Source organism: Streptomyces sp. NPDC090022 (genome assembly GCF_044748145.1).
In the GTDB taxonomy this organism is placed as follows: Bacteria; Actinomycetota; Actinomycetes; order Streptomycetales; family Streptomycetaceae; genus Streptomyces.
Window position 1 is genome coordinate 39,194 of the sequence record NZ_JBIVFN010000038.1, and the last position, 17,114, is coordinate 56,307.

16 protein-coding genes are annotated in these 17,114 nt (G+C 72.1%); 10 read left to right on the forward strand and 6 right to left on the reverse strand.

Annotation, left to right across the window (positions count from 1 at the left end):
* Window positions 1-61: 61 nt before the first annotated feature.
* From hisC to gap, 3 genes are all read right to left on the reverse strand, one after another.
* Window positions 62-1,129: a histidinol-phosphate transaminase gene (gene hisC, locus ACIPXB_RS35650; protein WP_401456901.1), complete on the reverse strand. Its 1,068-nt coding sequence runs from the start codon at window positions 1,127-1,129 to the stop codon at window positions 62-64.
* Between the two features lie 207 nt (window positions 1,130-1,336).
* Window positions 1,337-2,251 carry a pyridoxamine 5'-phosphate oxidase family protein gene (locus ACIPXB_RS35655; protein ID WP_401456904.1) on the reverse strand — a complete coding sequence of 305 codons (915 nt, stop codon included), beginning with the start codon at window positions 2,249-2,251 and terminating at the stop codon, window positions 1,337-1,339.
* Between the two features lie 12 nt (window positions 2,252-2,263).
* The gene (gene gap, locus ACIPXB_RS35660) at window positions 2,264-3,274 is read right to left on the reverse strand and encodes a type I glyceraldehyde-3-phosphate dehydrogenase (protein WP_401456905.1); all 1,011 of its coding nucleotides are present in this window, start codon (window positions 3,272-3,274) and stop codon (window positions 2,264-2,266) included.
* A 287-nt stretch (window positions 3,275-3,561) separates the two neighbouring features.
* On the opposite strand from gap, the gene ACIPXB_RS35665 reads away from it, so the two are divergent.
* The 10 genes from ACIPXB_RS35665 to ACIPXB_RS35710 all read left to right on the forward strand — a co-directional run bounded on the left by ACIPXB_RS35665 (window position 3,562) and on the right by ACIPXB_RS35710 (window position 14,548).
* Window positions 3,562-4,509 (forward strand): helix-turn-helix domain-containing protein, encoded by a 948-nt coding sequence (locus ACIPXB_RS35665; RefSeq protein ID WP_401456907.1) that lies wholly within the window; start codon window positions 3,562-3,564, stop codon window positions 4,507-4,509.
* Window positions 4,510-4,531: 22 nt separating this feature from the next.
* Window positions 4,532-5,320 carry a class I SAM-dependent methyltransferase gene (locus ACIPXB_RS35670; protein ID WP_401456909.1) on the forward strand — a complete coding sequence of 263 codons (789 nt, stop codon included), beginning with the start codon at window positions 4,532-4,534 and terminating at the stop codon, window positions 5,318-5,320.
* Complete coding sequence (locus tag ACIPXB_RS35675) at window positions 5,317-6,960, forward strand: AMP-binding protein (protein WP_401456911.1); 1,644 nt, start codon at window positions 5,317-5,319, stop codon at window positions 6,958-6,960. The genes ACIPXB_RS35670 and ACIPXB_RS35675 overlap by 4 nt, the downstream gene beginning before the upstream one ends.
* 118 nt (window positions 6,961-7,078) lie before the next feature.
* Window positions 7,079-7,801: a ScbR family autoregulator-binding transcription factor gene (locus ACIPXB_RS35680; protein ID WP_401456913.1), complete on the forward strand. Its 723-nt coding sequence runs from the start codon at window positions 7,079-7,081 to the stop codon at window positions 7,799-7,801.
* Entirely contained in the window at window positions 7,792-8,505 is a 714-nt protein-coding gene (locus ACIPXB_RS35685; RefSeq protein WP_401456916.1) for a CGNR zinc finger domain-containing protein, read from the forward strand. Before ACIPXB_RS35680 ends, ACIPXB_RS35685 begins: the two co-directional genes overlap by 10 nt.
* A gap of 227 nt (window positions 8,506-8,732) precedes the next feature.
* Complete coding sequence (locus ACIPXB_RS35690; protein WP_401456918.1) at window positions 8,733-10,385, forward strand: ABC transporter substrate-binding protein; 1,653 nt, start codon at window positions 8,733-8,735, stop codon at window positions 10,383-10,385.
* Window positions 10,386-10,392: 7 nt separating this feature from the next.
* Entirely contained in the window at window positions 10,393-11,319 is a 927-nt protein-coding gene (locus ACIPXB_RS35695; protein ID WP_401456920.1) for an ABC transporter permease, read from the forward strand.
* A gap of 31 nt (window positions 11,320-11,350) precedes the next feature.
* Window positions 11,351-12,328 carry an ABC transporter permease gene (locus tag ACIPXB_RS35700; RefSeq protein WP_401456921.1) on the forward strand — a complete coding sequence of 326 codons (978 nt, stop codon included), beginning with the start codon at window positions 11,351-11,353 and terminating at the stop codon, window positions 12,326-12,328.
* 11 nt (window positions 12,329-12,339) lie between these two features.
* Window positions 12,340-13,419 carry an ABC transporter ATP-binding protein gene (locus ACIPXB_RS35705; RefSeq protein WP_401456922.1) on the forward strand — a complete coding sequence of 360 codons (1,080 nt, stop codon included), beginning with the start codon at window positions 12,340-12,342 and terminating at the stop codon, window positions 13,417-13,419.
* Window positions 13,412-14,548 carry an ABC transporter ATP-binding protein gene (locus ACIPXB_RS35710; RefSeq protein WP_401456923.1) on the forward strand — a complete coding sequence of 379 codons (1,137 nt, stop codon included), beginning with the start codon at window positions 13,412-13,414 and terminating at the stop codon, window positions 14,546-14,548. The genes ACIPXB_RS35705 and ACIPXB_RS35710 overlap by 8 nt, the downstream gene beginning before the upstream one ends.
* Here the strand turns inward: ACIPXB_RS35710 and ACIPXB_RS35715 are convergent.
* The 3 genes from ACIPXB_RS35715 to ACIPXB_RS35725 all read right to left on the reverse strand — a co-directional run.
* Window positions 14,447-15,133, reverse strand: a complete 687-nt coding sequence (locus ACIPXB_RS35715) for a response regulator (protein ID WP_401456925.1) — start codon at window positions 15,131-15,133, stop codon at window positions 14,447-14,449. The two genes, ACIPXB_RS35710 and ACIPXB_RS35715, sit on opposite strands and share 102 nt — an antisense overlap.
* Before the next feature lie 190 nt (window positions 15,134-15,323).
* Window positions 15,324-16,676, reverse strand: a complete 1,353-nt coding sequence (locus tag ACIPXB_RS35720) for an MFS transporter (RefSeq protein WP_401456926.1) — start codon at window positions 16,674-16,676, stop codon at window positions 15,324-15,326.
* The coding region (locus ACIPXB_RS35725; protein ID WP_401456927.1) for a phosphopantetheine-binding protein at window positions 16,673-17,114 on the reverse strand (442 nt) is incomplete at its 5' end. The genes ACIPXB_RS35725 and ACIPXB_RS35720, both read right to left, overlap by 4 nt.

Consider the following 17,114-nt stretch of genomic DNA (forward strand, 5'->3'; position numbering starts at 1 on the left):
CGCGGCCGCGCCCGGTCCCGGTCCCGCGCCGGGACCGGGACCGGGGAGCGGGCGCGCGGCGTCAGCGCAGCCAGTCCGCCGCGGTCTTGAGCAGCCGGTCGTTGGCGTCCGGCGCGCCGATGGACACGCGCACGCCCTCCTCGCCGTACGGGCGGACCATCAGCCGGGCGGCCTCGCAGGCGTCGGTGAAGTCCGCGGTCCGTGCGCCCAGCCGCAGCCACACGAAGTTGGCCAGGCTCTCCGGCACCGTGTAACCCGCCTCCCGCAGCCCCTGCGTCACCCGCGCCCGCTCGGCCACCAGGTCCGCGACCCGCTCGGCCAGTTCGTCCCCGGCGCGCAGCGAGGCGACCGCCGCCGCCTGCGCCGGCCCGCTCACCCCGAACGGGACGGCGCAGGCGCGCAGGGCCGCGGCCACCCGGGGGTGCGCCACCGCGAAGCCGACGCGCAGCGTGGCCAGCCCGTACGCCTTGGAGAAGGTGCGCAGCACCGCCACGTTGGGCCGGTCGCGGTACAGCTCGACGCCGTCGGGCACCTCCGGGTCGTCGACGAACTCCCGGTACGCCTCGTCGAGGACGACCAGCACCTCGCGCGGCACCCGGTCCAGGAACCGCTCCAGCTCGGCGCGCCGTACCGCGGTGCCGGTGGGGTTGTTGGGGTTGCAGATGAAGATCAGCCGGGTCCGGTCGGTGACCGCGCCGGCCAGCGCGTCCAGATCGTGGCGCTCCTCGCGCAGCGGCACCTGCACCGAGGCGGCCCCGGCCGCCCAGGTGATCAGCGGGTACGCCTCGAACGACCGCCAGGCGAAGAGGACCTCGTCGCCCGGGCCCGCGGCGGCGGCCACCAGGTGCTGGGTGATGCCCACGGACCCGGTGCCCAGCACCAGGTGCCCGGCGGGCACGCCGAGGAAGGCGGCCAGCTCGGCGGTGAGCTCGCGGGCGGCCGGGTCGGGGTAGCGGTTGAGCCGGCCGAGCTCCTCCTCGATCGCGTGGATCACCGACGGCAGCGGGGGATAGGGGTTCTCGTTGGAGGAGAGCTTGTCGACGAGTGCGTCGGGGGCGGGACGGCCCGGGACGTAGCGGGGGAGCGTGGAGACGTCGGCGCGCAGCCGCGGGAAGGCCGGATCGGACATGGCAGCGGTGCATCCCATCGTGAGGTCGGTGGAGTCGTGTGGAGTCGTGTGGAGTCGTGTGGAGGCGGTGGCTTCGGGCGCGGGAGGTGTCCCCGGCGGTGCGGAGCACGGACGTGAAACGCCGTCCGGCCGCGCCGACGGGGGAGACGGCACGGCCGGACGGGGCCCCGGTCGGACCGGGGCGTCCCAGGGGGTGAGCGGGGGTGGTCAGCCCTGGGGGGCGGGCGGGTTGAAGGGCGAAGGCGCGCCGTAGGCCCAGCGCAGCCGGGTCGCCCCGTCGATCTGGACGACCTGCTCGATGTCGAACTCGCACATCCGCAGGGCGCCGGGCACGTGGGCGCGGTGCTGCTCGTCCCAGTCGATCCGGGCCCTGCCCGAGATCTGGAGCGTGCCGCCGGTCTCCCAGTCCAGGAAGAGCAGTCCGCAGCCGGCGTCCAGCTGCAGGTTGCCCAGGGTCATGTAGAAGGAGTTGCCGAAGTAGTCGGGCCACACGAGCTTGCGCGGCCCGGCCACGGTGACGAAGCCGGGATCACCGCCGCGGTGCGAGGAGTCGGCCCCGTAGCCCTCGGCGTGGCTGGCGATGAAGAAGGTGTCCGCGCCGCGGATCCACTTCTCCTGCTCGGCCGTGAGCGCGGTGCCGGCCCGTGACGGGCCGGGCGGGTCCGCGGGCCCGTCGGGGGCCGGCACCCGTACCTGGAGGTACTTGGGGCAGTTGCCCAGGACCTGCTCGGTGCGCACGCGCAGCGTCTCGCCGTCCCGCCGGGCCACGCCGTTGATCCGGATCCGGCTGGTCGTGTGCGGCTCGAGGGCGAGCAGCCCGATGTCGGCGGTCGACTCGAACGCGTCCGCGAGCGGATCGCCGGGCACCGGCAGCGCGTTCAGCACGATCGTGCGGGTGTCGGGCGTCGTCGCGAAGCCCGTCTCGCCGGTGACCAGCGAGGACCAGACGGCCCCCGCGGTGTCCCGGCCGCCGAGGAAGAGCATGCGCTGGCGGTGCAGGTACTGGTCGAAGCCCGGCAGGATCTCGTCCTCGAACATCGGCGAGCCCCAGCCGGGCCCGCGGCCCTCGCGGGCCCGCCGCTGCACGGCCTGCTCTCCTTCGTGGTAGGGCGTCTTGATCACGGTGACCTCCGGTCAGCCACGGGCGCCGATCAGCAGGGCGGTGTCCACCACACGGTTGGAGAAGCCCCACTCGTTGTCGTACCAGCCGACGACCTTGACCTGGCGGCCGTCGCCGATGACCTTGGTCAGGCCCGAGTCGAAGATGCAGGACGCCGGGTCGGTGACGATGTCGCTGGAGACGATCGGCTCGTCGGTGTAGGTGAGGATCCCCGACAGGGCGCCCTCGGCGGCCTTGGCGAAGATCTCGTTGACCTCCTCGGCGGTGGTCTGCCGGCCGACCCGTACGGTCAGGTCGGTCGCCGAACCCGTCGGGATCGGCACGCGCAGCGCGTAGCCGTCGAGCTTGCCGTTCAGCTGGGGCAGCACCAGGCCGATGGCCTTGGCGGCGCCGGTGGTGGTCGGCACGGTGTTCGTGGCCGCCGAGCGGGCGCGGCGCAGGTCGGCGTGCGGGCCGTCCTGGAGGTTCTGGTCCTGGGTGTAGGCGTGGACCGTGGTCATCAGGCCGTGCTCGATGCCGAGCGCGTCGTCGAGGACCTTCGCCAGCGGGGCCAGGCAGTTGGTGGTGCACGAGGCGTTGGAGACGATGTCGTGCGCCTGCGGGTCGTAGAGGTGGTCGTTGATGCCGAAGGCGATCGTCAGGTCCTCGTTCTTCGAGGGCGCGCTGATGATGACCTTGCGGGCGCCTGCGTCGAGGTGGGCGCGGGCCTTGTGCGCGTCGGTGAAGACACCCGTGGACTCGATGACGACGTCGACCCCGAGCTCGCCCCAGGGCAGGTTCGCGGGGTCGCGCTCGGCGGTCACCTCGATGGTGCGGCCGTCGACGACGAGCGCGCCCTCGGCGGCCCGCACCTCGTGGCCGAGGCGGCCGAGCGTGCTGTCGTACTTGAGCAGGTGCGCGAGCGTGGCGGCGTCGGTGAGGTCGTTGATCGCGACCACCTCCAGCCCGGCGTCCCGCTGGAGGGCGGCGCGGAAGAAGCTGCGGCCGATACGGCCGAATCCGTTGATGCCGACCTTGATCGTCACGTGATACCCCTCTTCGAAATTACATCCGCCACCGTACGGAAAATCGCCGGTGCGGGCCGATCCGGGGCTTCGACGGTACCTCGGGATCCACCCCCGTGGTTGCCGAAATGCGCCTGATGATCAGCGGTTTGCGCAGGAAACCCGAGATGGGCGGCGGTGGATTGAAACCTCTGATGACGCTCGGATACGTGCACGCGGGTATGTTTTTATGGCATCGCCTGCCCGGTTGCACGGCAGGGCACGCCACGGCAGAGCACGGCACGACGCTTCGCGGAGCGAGGAGGACGATGGACATGCCGGACGCGCGCACCGCCGTTCCCGGAGCGGGACCGCGGGATTCCCGGCCCGGTCACGAGCCCGCCCATGTCCTGCGCGGCCACGACGACTGCGTCCGCGGCTCCGCCGTACGCAAGCAGTTCGGCGACGTACAGATCGTCGTCGCGGCCGGCGGCCCCCACGAGGCCATCCGCCCCGCCCGCGCCATCCGCCCCGGCCCTGGCGCCTACCTGCACCTCTTCCGGCCGCTCAGCGGCGGGATCGGCGTCCACCAGGACGGCCGCGAGGGCCACGCGGTCGCCCCGCAGATCGTCTGCTGCGACAGCACCCGCCCCTACCAGCTGTTCCTGCCGCGCCCCTTCCGCCTGGTCGAGGTCCTGCTGCCGCACCGTCAGATCGGCATGCCGCCGGCCGACACCGCCAAGCTCACCGCCACCGCCTGGTGCGGCCGCATGGGCGCCGGCGCCCTGCTCTCCCAGCTGCTGGCCGGCCTCGACGAGCACGGCACCGAGATCCACTCCGCCCTCGACCGCGTCGGCGGCACCATCGCGGGCCTCGCCGCCGCCGTCCTCGCCGACCGGCTGCGCAACCTCGCGGCCGAGGACGAGGTGGCCCGGCACGACCTCATGCTCCACATCCAGGCCTACATCCGCGAGCGCCTCTCCGACCCCGCGCTCACCCCGCACGCGGTCGCCGAGCGCCACCACATCTCCCTGCGCTACCTGCAACGGATCTTCCAGGAGAACGGGACCAGTCCCGCCCGCTGGATCCGCGAGGAGCGCCTGGCGCGCTGCCGGTCCGAGCTGCTCGACGCACGGCTCGACCACCTGCCCGTCGGGGTGATCGGCGAGCGGGCCGGCCTCTTCCAGGCCTCCCACTTCAGCCGGCTCTTCCGCGACCGGTACGGCGTGACGCCCCGCGGCTACCGCACCATGCGCGAGCCCGCCGCGGCCAACTGACGAGCACTGACATCCGAGGAGGATGACGGATTTGACCGGCACCAGCTTCGAGTTCCCCGGCGAGTACTACGAGATCATGCGGAAGGACTTCCGCAGCGTCGACGCCGAGACCGAATTCCTCAGCTCCCTGCTCCCCGACGGCGGCACCGCCCTCGACCTGGGCTGCGGCACCGGCACCAACCTGCGCGCGCTGGCCGCGCGCGGCTACCGCGGTACCGGCGTCGACCAGAGCGCCGCCTTCGTCGACTACGCCCGCGCCGCCGGCGGCGCGGGGCTCACCTATGTCCACGGCCGCGCCGAGACGTACCGCACCGACGAGCGCTACGACCTCGTCTACAGCCTGTTCATGACGCTCAACTACCTGCCGCGCGCCGAACTGGGCGCCACCCTGCGCGGCATCCGCGAGCTGCTGCGCCCCGGCGGCCACGTCGTCCTCGAGTTCGGCCACCTGCTGAACTTCGTCGACACCTTCCAGCCGCACACCGTCGCCCACCACCGCGGCCCCGACGGCGTCCTGATCACCCGCCTCGCCCGGCAGGCCGTCAACGCGCACGCCGCGAACTGGCGCAACGAGGAGACCCTCCTGGTCCGCGCCGCCGACGGCACCGTCTCGATGTACGACAACTTCTTCGACCAGGCGGTCCTCACCGGCCCCGAGATGCGCGACCTGCTGGCCGCCGCGGGCCTGACCGTCACCGCCGAGTACGGCGGCTTCCGCAAGGAGCCCGCCCCCTTCCACGGCCGCGGCCCGCTCGTCATCGTCGCCACCGCGGGGGCATCCACCGCCCAGCAAGAGGAGAACCACGCGTGACCACCACCGGCATATCGCTGCTCGACGGCGGGCCCGCCCCCGACCCCGGCGTCCCCGACCTCGGCGCCGCCCTCGTCCGCGCCGCCGGCACCGGCCACGGCGTGACGTACATCCAGCCCGACGGCACGGAGGTGCGCCAGAGCTACGCGGGCCTGCTCTCCGACGCCTCCCGGATCCTGGCCGGGCTGCGCGCCGCCGGCGTCCGCCCCGGCGAGAAGGTCGTCCTCCAGGCCGGCTACGACCCCGAACTCGTCGCCGCCTTCTGGGCCTGCGTGCTGGGCGGCTACCTGCCGCTGCCCGTCAGCGCCGACCCGGAGACCGGCCCCGCCCTGCTGGAGCGCGTCTGGACCGGCTACGGCCGCCCCCGCGTCCTGACCGGCGCCGGCCAGGAGATCGCGGCCGCCGTCACCGCCGACACCGGCTGGGCCGCCGCCCACCTCGGCGACATCGCCGCCCTGCGCGACGCCCACGAGCCCGCCACCGGCCACCACCGGCCCGCCGCCGGCGACCCGGTGGTCCTGCTGCTCACCTCGGGCAGCACCGGCGTGCCCAAGGCGGTCACCCTCACCCACGGCAACGTGCTCGTGCGCAGCGCGGCCACCGCCCGCGTCAACCGGCTCGACCAGGACACGCGCACCTTCAACTGGATGCCGCTGGACCACGTCGGCGGCCTGATCATGTTCCACGCGCGCGACGTCTTCCTCGCCTGCGAGCAGGTCCACGCCAAGATCGGCTGGGTGCTCCAGGACCCGCTGCGCTGGCTCGACGCCGTCTCCGCGCACCGGGCCGACACCACGTGGGCGCCCAACTTCGCGTACGTCCTGGTCAACGACCGCGCCGACCAGCTGGCCGGGCGCGGCCTGGACCTCCACCGGCTGCGCTACATCATGAACGGCGGCGAGGCCGTCCGCTCCGGAGTCGTACGCCGCTTCCTGGAGATCCTCGCCCCCTACGGCCTGCCCGAGACCGCCATGTTCCCCGGCTGGGGCATGTCCGAGACCACCGCGGGCGTCGCCGACTGCCAGTTCACCGAGGCCGCCGCCGGCGACGACCGCTACGTGCCGGTCGGCCGCCCGCAGCCCGGGACGAAGGTCCGGGTCGTCGACGAGCACGGCGCGCTGGTCCCCTGGGGCACCACCGGCCGGCTCCAGGTCCACGGCGCCACCGTGACCTGCGGCTACTACGACAACCCGGCGCAGAACCAGCAGTCGTTCACCGAGGACGGCTGGTTCAAGACCGGCGACCTCGCCTACGTCGAGGACGGCATCCTGACCGTCACCGGCCGCACCGACGACGTCATCCAGCTCGGCGACGTCGTCTACCACGGCCACGAGATCGAGGCGGCCGTCGAGGAACTCCCCTTCGTCGAGCCCTCGTACACCGTGGCCTCCCTCGTGGCCCCCGCGCCGGGCGCCGCCGAGGAACTCGCGGTCTTCTTCCACCCCCGGGCCGGCCACGTCACCGAGGCCGAGACCGGCGAGATCCGCGCCCGTGTGGCCGCCCGCCTCGGCGTCGACGTCACGCACGTCCTGCCCGTCGAACGCTCCGAGGTGCCCAAGACCGGCATCGGCAAACTCCGCCGCGCCCAGCTCCGCAAGAGCTTCGAGGACCGCCGGGCGACCGCCGCCGACGTGGCCTAGGGCCACGTCCGGACGGGTGGCCGCGGGACCCCGCGGCCACCCCTCCGGCACGCCCGCTTCCCCCCACGCACGCACACGACCGTCCGGCCGCCACCCCCCCATCCAGGAGAGCCCACCCATGACCCAGCAGGAGAGAGCCGCCCGGACGCGCCGCGCACTGCTCGACGCGGCCGCCGAAGCCATCGACCGGCACGGCTACGCCGCGGCCTCGCTCACCGCCGTGAGCACGGCCGCCGGGGTGACCAAAGGGGCCCTGACCTACCACTTCACCTCCAAGGCCGACCTCGCCGACGCCGTACGGACCGAGTCCCGGCGCCGCACGGGCCGGGTCCTGGCGCCCGTCCTGCGCTCCGGCGGCGAGCCGTTGCAGACGGCCATCGACGCCACCCAGGCCGTCGCCGGACTGCTGGGCCACGACCCGGTGATCCGCGCCGGCGCCCGGCTCGCCCGCGACGCCACCCGCACGGGCCTGGGCACCGGCGGCATCGTGCACTGGCACGCCTCCTGGATCGTGCCCGTCCACGACCTGCTCAGTGCCGCCCGCTTCGGCGGCCGGCTGCACCCGCGCGCCGACCCCGGCGAGGTCTGCGGCCAGCTCGGCTCCGCCCTGCTCGGCCTGGACGCGCTCACGCCCGGACCGGGCCGCGGTGCCGCGGGGGACTGCGGTCCGCTCCGGCACCACCTGACGAGCCTGTGGCAACTGCTGCTGCCGGGCCTGGTACCGGGTCCGTGGGCCGCCGAGTTCATCCCCGAGGGCTCGTCCGGGGCCTGCCCGGCGGGCTGCGCCACCGAACCGCAGGTCACCTTCCCCACCCCCGCCCTGAGCGACGTATGGGCCTGACCTCCCGCACCCCGACCGAGGCGGCGCCCCCGGACCCGGCCCCCGGCGCGGTCGCGGTCGCCGGTACGGCCGGCGCGGCCCGGGCGCGCGCCGCCGACGGTCCGGAGGGCGGCGGGGACCCGCGGCCGCTTACCGGCGAGCCGCTCTGCCTGGACCTGCTCAACACCCGCTGGCACGACCGCCACGGCCACCACGACCTGCTCGCCGGCACCGACGGCCTGGCCCGGTGGCTCGCCGGCTCCCGTGCCGCCCACCGGTACCGGGACGGCGACCTGCGCGCCGACGCGGCCACCCTCGCCGTCGCCCGGCAGGCCCGGTCGGCCCTGGCCGTCGTGGCCGGCCGGCGGCCGCCCGATCCGCCGGACCCGGCGGCCCTCGACGCGTTCAACCGGCTCCTCGAACCCGGCCGGATCCGCCGCCTGCTGACCCCGGCCGGCCCCGTCGAGCGCACGGACGTCGCCGACCCGGCCCGGCTGCTGGGCTGGCTCGCCGCCGCCGACTACCTGACGCTGCTCGCCGGCGACCCCGGCCGTATCCGCACCTGCGCCGATCCCTCCTGCGGGCTGTACTTCCTCGACACCAGCCGCAACGGCAGCCGCCGCTGGTGCGCCGGCGCGGGCACCGGCTGCGGAAACCGGGCGAAAGCCGCCCGCCACTACGCGAGGCGCACCCGTTCCGCCCCCCTTCCGCACCCTTCCGCGTGAATTCATTGTGAGCCCCCCGACCCACCCCGTGTCAGCATTCCGATGAGGTCCCGGGTAAACGGGAAACACCCGCCCGTACACGCGAATTCGGCCGTTTTCCCGTTGGTCCGTATTTCTCCTCCACGCCGGTCCGCCCGTAATCATCCCGTGATCCGGCGCCCATGGCCGCCCTCCCCCCTCCGGGCGAAAAGTGAAAAGACCCAGAGGACGACCCAGGAGGCATCATGATGCGCGGCGTGCGACACGCCAGATGGCTGACCGCTGCGGCGGTCACCGCACTGCTGGCCACGGCGTGCGGCCCGGGCCCGGACGGCGGTGCCGGCGCGGCCGGCAAGGACGGCGGGACGTTCCGGTTCGGCGTCACCGAACCCAAGGCGATCGACCCCGCCCTGGCCTCCGAGACCACCGGCCTGATCGTCTCCGAGGTCGTCTTCACCGGGCTGTACCGTACGGCCCCCGACGGCAAGCTGGAGCCCCGCCTGGCCGAGTCGGCGACCGCGAACGACACGTGCACCGAGTGGACGTTCAAGGTCAGGACCGGCACCACCTTCACCAACGGCGAGCCCGTGGACGCCGAGGCGTTCATCCGCGGCTGGAACCGGGCCACGAGCAAGCCGATGGCCTCCGACATCGCCTACCACCTGGCCGGCATCAAGGGCTTCGACGAGATCCAGGACGGCAAGGCCGACAAGCTCGCCGGCCTGTCCTCCACCGGCCCCGACCACCTCAAGGTCGAGCTCTCCTCCGGCGACTGCGAATTCGACAAGAAGACCGGCCACACCGTCTTCTCCCCGATGCCCAAGGCCGCCGGCGGACCCGAGAACAAGGAGTTCGCCGACCAGCCGATCGGCAACGGCCCCTTCAAGCTCGACGGCAAGTGGGACCACAACAAGAAGATCAGCCTCGTCCGCAACGACGGCTACGGGCTCAAGCCCGCCAAGCTGGCCCGCGTCGAGATCTCCCTGGTCAACTACTTCAGCATGTTCGACCTCGAGTACCAGGGCTTCCAGACCGGCGAGTTCGACTACGCCCACGTCCCCACCACGCAGCTGACGGCCGCCGAGGCCCGCTACAAGCCGCAGGGCAAGTGGCTGCACAAGGACGTCAACGGCCAGAACTACCTGCTGCCGATCACCGACCAGGGCCCGCTGAAGACGAAGGAGGCCCGGCTGGCGGTCTCGTACGCCATCGACCGCGCCAAGATCGCCAAGAGCCTCTACCAGGGCTACCAGAAGCCGGCGTCCTCCATCGTCCCGCCGGCGCTGCCCGACTCGTACCAGGAGGGCCTGTGCGCCTCCTGCCTCGCCCCCGACCCGGCCAAGGCCCGTGAGCTCGCCAAGGCCGGCGGGCTGACCCCGGGCACCCGGCTCACCCTCGCCTTCAACACCGGCGTGGGCCACGAGGACTGGATCCAGGCCGTCGGCAAGCAGCTGGAGGACGTCCTCGGCATCGTCGTCGAGGTCAAGGGCCTGCCCTTCCCCGAGCTGCTGGAGAAGGAGCACGCCCCCGACGCCACCGGACTCTTCCGCTACTCGTGGGGCGCCGACTACCCGACCCCGGACAACTACCTCTTCCCGATGCTGCACTCCTCCTCCATCGCCAAGGAGGACAACGGCACCGTCGGCGGCGACAACACCGGCCGCTACAGCAACCCGGAGTTCGACAAGGTGATCGAGCAGGCCCGCGCCACCAAGGACGAGGCCGCCCGCATCGCCCTCTACAAGCAGGCCGAGAAGATCGCCATGGACGACATGGCGCTGATCCCGACCTTCAACCGGTCCGAGTACCGCCTCGTCGCCACCGACAAGTTCGACGGACTGGACGACATCGGGTTCGGCGAGACGCCGGTCCTCGAGGAGATCTCCCTCAAGCGGAAGTGAGCCCGGCATGGGTCGGTACATCGCCCGTCGCCTCGGGCAAATGGTCTTCGTCCTGCTCGGCGCGACCATGATCCTGTTCACCTGTCTGTTCATGCTGCCGGGCGATCCGATCGGCTCGCTCGCCGGCAGCGACAACGCGCACGACCCGGCCGTCGTGGAGGTCCTCAAGGAGCGCTACGGGCTCGACAAGCCGCTGCACGAGCAGTACGTCCGCTACGTCGGCAGCCTGGTCACCGGAGACCTCGGCGAGGACTACGTCCAGCGCCGCGAGGTCAGCGACATCCTGGCGCCCAAGCTGGTCAACACGGGCAAGCTGGCCCTGGTGGCCATCGTCATCGACGTCGGACTGGGCCTGGCGGTCGGCCTGATCGCCGCCCTCTTCCGCTACAGCGTCTGGGACGTGCTCACCACCTTCGCCACCACCCTGGCCATCGGGTTCCCGACCTTCGTGACGGGCTTCCTGCTCCAGAAGGTGTTCGTGGTGGAACTGGGCTGGTTCCCCCTGCTCAGCCGGGGCGACTTCCAGTCCATGGTGCTGCCGGCGATCTCGCTGGCCATCGTCGACGCCGCCCTGGTGGCCCGGCTGATGCGCGGGACCATGCTCGAGGTGCTGCGCGCCGACTACGTCAAGACCGCGATCGCCAAGGGCCTGCCCCGCCGGCGCGTCCTGTCCCACCACATCCTGCGCAACTCCGTGATCCCGGTCGTCACCTACCTGGGCATCTCCTTCGGCCTGCTGATGGGCGGCGCCCTGATCACCGAGTCCATCTTCAACTGGGACGGGGTCGGCCTGGCCCTGGTCACCGCCGTGCAGATGCAGAACAACCCGGTCGTGCTGGGGGTGGTGACGTACGGAGTGGCGATCTTCGTCCTGCTGAACCTGGTCGTCGACCTGCTGTACGGGATCCTCGACCCCCGCATCCGCTACCAGTGACCGCCGCGCCCCCGTCCGTGAGGAAACTCCCATGACCGACCTCATCACCCACCGCCCGGCGGCGGACGAGGACGCGGCGGCCGCCCCGCGCGGCGGCGCCCCGGCCGGCGCCCCCGCGGGGGCGGCCGCCGCGGCCGCCGCGCCGGGCGCCTTCCCCGAACCCGGCGAACGTGCCGCCTACTGGTCGGACGTACGCCAGCGGTTCCTGCAGAACAAACTGGCCGTCGCCGGACTCGTCATCGTCGGCCTGCTGGTGCTGGCCGCCGCGTTCGGCCCGCTGCTCTCCCCGTACGACCCCTACGCCCAGGACCTCGACAACGCGCTGGCCGCGCCGTCCGGCGCCCACTGGCTGGGCACCGACACCCTCGGCCGCGACCTGTTCGCACGGCTCCTGGCCGGTACCCGGCTCGCCATGCTCGTCGGCTTCGCCTCGATCGCCCTGACCTGCCTCATCGGCGTCACCCTGGGGGCCCTCGCCGGCTACGCCGGCCGCTGGGTCGACACCCTGGTCATGCGGACGGCCGACATCTTCTTCGCGTTCCCGCTGCTCATCGGCGCGATCGCCATCATCCTCGTCGTCGGCCAGGGCATCACCCCGGTGATCGTCTCGCTGGCCGTCTTCTCCTGGGCCACCGTGGCCCGGCTGCTGCGCAGCTCGATCCTCTCCGTCCGCGAGGCGGAGTTCGTCCAGGCCGCGCGCGCCCTGGGGGCCCGCTCCCCGCGGATCGTCCTCAAGCACATCCTGCCCAACTCGATGACCGCCGTGCTCGTCTACGCCGCCTTCAACGTCGGTACGGCCGTCGTCGGCGTCGCCTCGCTGTCCTTCCTCGGTATCGGCGTCGCCCCCGGCGTCCCCGAGTGGGGCAGCATGCTCGCCACCGGACGCGGCTTCATCGGGGTCAAGGACTACCTGTGGCTCGCGCCCGGCTTCGCCATCGTCCTGACGGTCCTCGGATTCGTCTTCGTCGGCGACGGTCTGCGCGACGCCCTCGACCCCAAGCTGCGCTGAGGGAGACGTACATGACCATCACCGACCACCGGCCCGGCGCCGCACCCGGCGCCGCCCAGGCCCCCGGCGCGGCCGCCGGGCCCGGCAGCGTGACCCCAGTCCTGGAGGTGCGCGACCTGCACGTGGAGTTCGCGACCCGGGACGGGGTCGCCAAGGCCGTCAACGGTGTGAGCTACAGCGTCGATCCGGGCGAGACCCTCGCCGTGCTCGGCGAGTCCGGCTCGGGCAAGTCCGTGACCGCCCAGGCGATCATGGGCATCCTCGACAGCCCGCCCGGCCGGATCAGCCGGGGCGAGATCCTCTTCCAGGGCCGGGACATCCTCACGATGACCGCCGAGGAGCGGCGCAGGCTGCGCGGCGCCAAGATGGCCATGGTCTTCCAGGACGCGCTGTCCGCCCTGAACCCGGTCGTCTCGGTCGGCACCCAGCTGGGCGAGATGTTCCGCGTCCACGAGGGACTCTCCCGCAAGGCCGCCCGCGCGAAGGCAGTGGAACTGATGGACCGGGTGAAGATCCCGGCGGCGAAGCAGCGGGTCGGGGACTATCCGCACCAGTTCTCCGGCGGTATGCGCCAGCGCATCATGATCGCGATGGCGCTGGCCCTGGAGCCGGACCTGATCATCGCCGACGAGCCGACCACGGCTCTCGACGTGACCGTCCAGGCCCAGGTCATGGACCTCCTCGCCGAACTCCAGCGGGAGCTCAACATGGGCCTCGTGCTCATCACGCACGACCTGGGCGTGGTGGCGGACGTCGCGGACAAGATCGCGGTCATGTACGCGGGCCGGATCGTCGAGACGGCTCCCGTGCACGACATCTACCGGCGCCCGGCCCATCCGTACACCCGCGGCCTGCTGGACTCGATCCCGCGCCTGGACCAGAAGGGCCAGGAGCTCTACGCGATCAGCGGTCTGCCGCCCAGCCTGCTGGCGATCCCGAGCGGCTGCGCCTTCAACCCGCGCTGCGTCCGGGCGCAGGACGTCTGCCGCACGGAGATCCCGGCCCTGCACCCGGTCACGGACCGGGAAGGCCACGCGGTACCGGGCCGGGGCAGCGCCTGCCACTTCTGGAAGGAGACGATCGATGGCTGAGGCGACCACGCGTGAGCCGATCCTCGAGGTCCGCAACCTGGTCAAGCACTTCCCGCTGACCCAGGGCATCCTGTTCAAGAAGCAGGTCGGTGCGGTCAAGGCGGTCGACGGGATCTCCTTCGACCTCTACCAGGGCGAGACCCTGGGCATCGTCGGCGAGTCCGGCTGTGGCAAGTCCACCGTCGCCAAGCTGCTGATGAACCTGGAGCGGGCGAGCTCGGGCGAGGTCTTCTACAAGGGCCAGGACATCACCAAGCTGTCCGGGGCCGCGCTGAAGGCCGTGCGCCGCAACATCCAGATGGTCTTCCAGGACCCGTACACCTCGCTCAACCCGCGGATGACGGTCGGTGACATCATCGCCGAGCCGTACGAGATCCACCCCGAGGTGGCTCCCAAGGGCGACCGCCGGCGCAAGGTCCAGGAGCTCCTGGACGTGGTCGGTCTGAACCCGGAGTACATCAACCGCTACCCGCACCAGTTCTCCGGCGGCCAGCGCCAGCGCATCGGCATCGCCCGCGGCCTCGCGCTGAACCCGGAGATCATCATCTGCGACGAGCCGGTCTCGGCGCTGGACGTCTCGGTGCAGGCCCAGGTCATCAACCTGATGGAGAAGCTCCAGGACGAGTTCGACCTGTCCTATGTCTTCATCGCGCACGACCTGTCGATCGTGCGGCACATCTCGGACCGCGTGGGCGTGATGTACCTGGGCAAGATGGCGGAGATCGGCACCGACGCGCAGATCTACGACCACCCCACCCACCCGTACACCCAGGCCCTGCTCTCCGCCGTCCCGGTCCCGGACCCGCAGGTGCGGGAGTCGCGCGAGCGGATCATCCTGACCGGTGACGTGCCCTCGCCGGCCAACCCGCCCTCGGGCTGCCGCTTCCGCACCCGCTGCTGGAAGGCCGAGGACACGTGCGCCACCGAGGAGCCGCTGCTGGCGATCCCGGAGCGCTTCAAGGGCAAGGACACCCCCGCCGCGCACGAGTCCGCCTGCCACTTCGCGGACGAGCGGACCGGCTCCGCCTCAGGGCGTGACCGTGGTCTGGGAGGTCAGCTGCATGAGGCCGGCCCGGTAGGCGAAGGAGACCAGCTGGGCACGGTCCTTGAGACCGAGCTTGTGCCGTAGCCGGTAGATGTGGGTGCGCACGGTCGCCAGCCCGATCGTCAGCTCCTCGGCCACGTCCTCGGTCGACAGACCGTTGGCGATGAGCACGAGGATCTGGCGCTCGCGCGGCGTGAGCGCCTCCGCGGCCGGCTGGAGCAGCTCCTCGGGCTGACTGTCCTGGCGGCAGAACCAGTGCACCAGCCGTTCGGCGATGCGCGGGGCCAGCATCACCTGGCCCCGCGCAGCCGCGTGCACGGCCGCGACCAGCTCGCCCCGGCTGACGTCCTTGACGAGCAGCCCGCAGGCACCGGCGTGCAGCACCTCGGTGATGGTCTCGTCGCTGTCGTCCATGGCGAAGACGATGACGCGCGGCGGCGGCTCCAGGATCTCGTCCTTGAGCCGCCGCATCATGTCCAGACCGGATAGGCCGCTGAGCCGGACCCCGGTGATGACGACGTCCGGCCGACGGGTCCGGATCATCATCATCGCGTGAATTCCGCTGTCCGTGACATCCAGCACACGGATGTCCTCCTCGTCCGCGAGGAGAGCCTTTATGCCGTCGCGAACCAATGGCATTTCATCGCAGATCAGAACGTCGACGGTCATTCTCTTCCCCCGTGAACGCGATTTCGGGCGGCGATTTCGGCCGCACCGGAGCGTATTACGCTCCGACCTTTCGAGGCTGCCTTTGGCCCTGCCCGTCGTCAACGTGTCATCAGACCTGCTGATGGCGGAAAAAGGCCGGGGCGGGGGCCTTTCGGCCACCGCCCCGGCAGGGTCGGTCCGGGGGTGCGGCTCAGGCGCCCGCGGGCGCCGCCGAGACCGCCCCGGACTCCTCGGGCTTCTCGGGCTTCTCGTCGTCCCCCGGCTCCTCGTGCACCGCGCGGAGGTTGCGGGCGGAGCGTACGACGAACAGCAGCGCCGGCGTCAGGAACATCCACACCGCGCCCACCACCAGGACGGTGGTCGGCGAGCTCAGCCCGCCGGCCGGGCCCACCAGGGCCTGCCCCACCGGCAGCAGGCCGATGCTGCCCAGCCACTCGTACGAACTGACCCGGCTCATCGACTCCATCGGCACGTTCTGCTGCATGGCCGTCAGCGAGAACACGTTGAACATCGACAGACCGATGTTGCTGATCAGCGCCGCCACCGCGATCACCCACACGGGCGCGACGAGCGCGAGCGCCAGCAGCTGGAGCCCGTACAGACCGAGCGGGATGAACGAGGCCCGCATGATGTACCGCGGCCGCATCCGCAGGGCGATCACCCCGCCCAGGACCGCACCGAGCCCGGTGGCCGCGCTGATGATCGCCCACGGGGTGGAGCCGCCCAGCTGGTCCCGGGCCACGGCCGGCCCGAAGACCTGCCAGGCCGGCAGCACCAGCAGGTGGAAGCTGGCCGCCCAGGCGACCATGGTCCACAGCCAGGTCCGGGAACGGAACTCGTCCCACCCGAGCTTGAGGTCCTGGAGCACCGACGTGGCCGGCGCGCCCTCGCCGTCCTTGGCCCGGCGGGCGTCACCCGCGGGCGCGAGCCGGATCAGGTACAGCGCGATGGCGCTGATGAGGAAGGTCAGGCTGTCGAAGATCAGCGCGGCACCTGGGGAGAACAGCGCCAGCAGCAGACCGCCGATGGCCGGCCCGACCATGTACGCGGTGTTCTCGCTGAGCCCGACCAGGCCGTTGGCCCGCTGGAGTTCGGCGGGCTTGACCACCTCGGGCATCAGCCCGGTGGCGGCGGGGTGGAAGAACGCCGACGCGGTGCCGGCGACCAGCTGCAACGCCACCATCGAGGCGAGGGTGGCGTTCCCGGAGATCAGCAGCACGCCCTGGACGGCCTGCGCGAGGAACGAGGTGGTGTCGCACAGCAGCATGAGCCGGCGCCGTGACATCCGGTCCGCGATCACCCCGCCGAGCAGCAGCAGGACCACCGTGGGCACCACCCGGGCCGCCAGGACCAGGCCCAGGGCCGACGCCGAGTCGGTCAGCTCCAGCACGGCGAACGCCAGGGCCAGCGGCACGATCGCGTCGCCGATGACCGAGGAGGTCTGGCCGATGTAGAGCAGCCGGAACTCCCGGTTGCGCATCAACCGGCCCAGGTCGGCGCGGGTTCGCTCGCGCTTCCCCGGGCTCGTGTCCGTGGGGGTCATGGCGTCCTTTCAGGTCCGTGTCCGTGTCCGGCTCCGGCTCCGGGGCCTGCGAGCATCCGCTCCAGCTCGGCCGGATCGGCGGCCTCGGCCAGCGCCTCGATCACGGCCACGGCCAGCCGCTCGACGGTCGGCGCGTCGAGCAGGGCCCGCACCTGGAGCGGTACGCCGAAGGCGCGGCGCAGCCGTGCCATGAGGCGCACGGCGAGCAGGGAGTCGCCACCGCCGTCGAAGAAGTTCTCGTGGATCCCCACGGCCTCCCGGCCCAGCACCTCACCGAACAGATCGGCGAGCTCGGCCTCGATGTCGTCGCGCGGGGCGACGTACTCCGCCGAGGTCAGCAGATGCCGGGGGGCGGGGAGTTGGGTGGGGTCGAGTTTTCCGTTGGGGGTGAGGGGGAGGGCGGTGAGGGGGGTGAGGGTGGCGGGGACCATGTGGGTG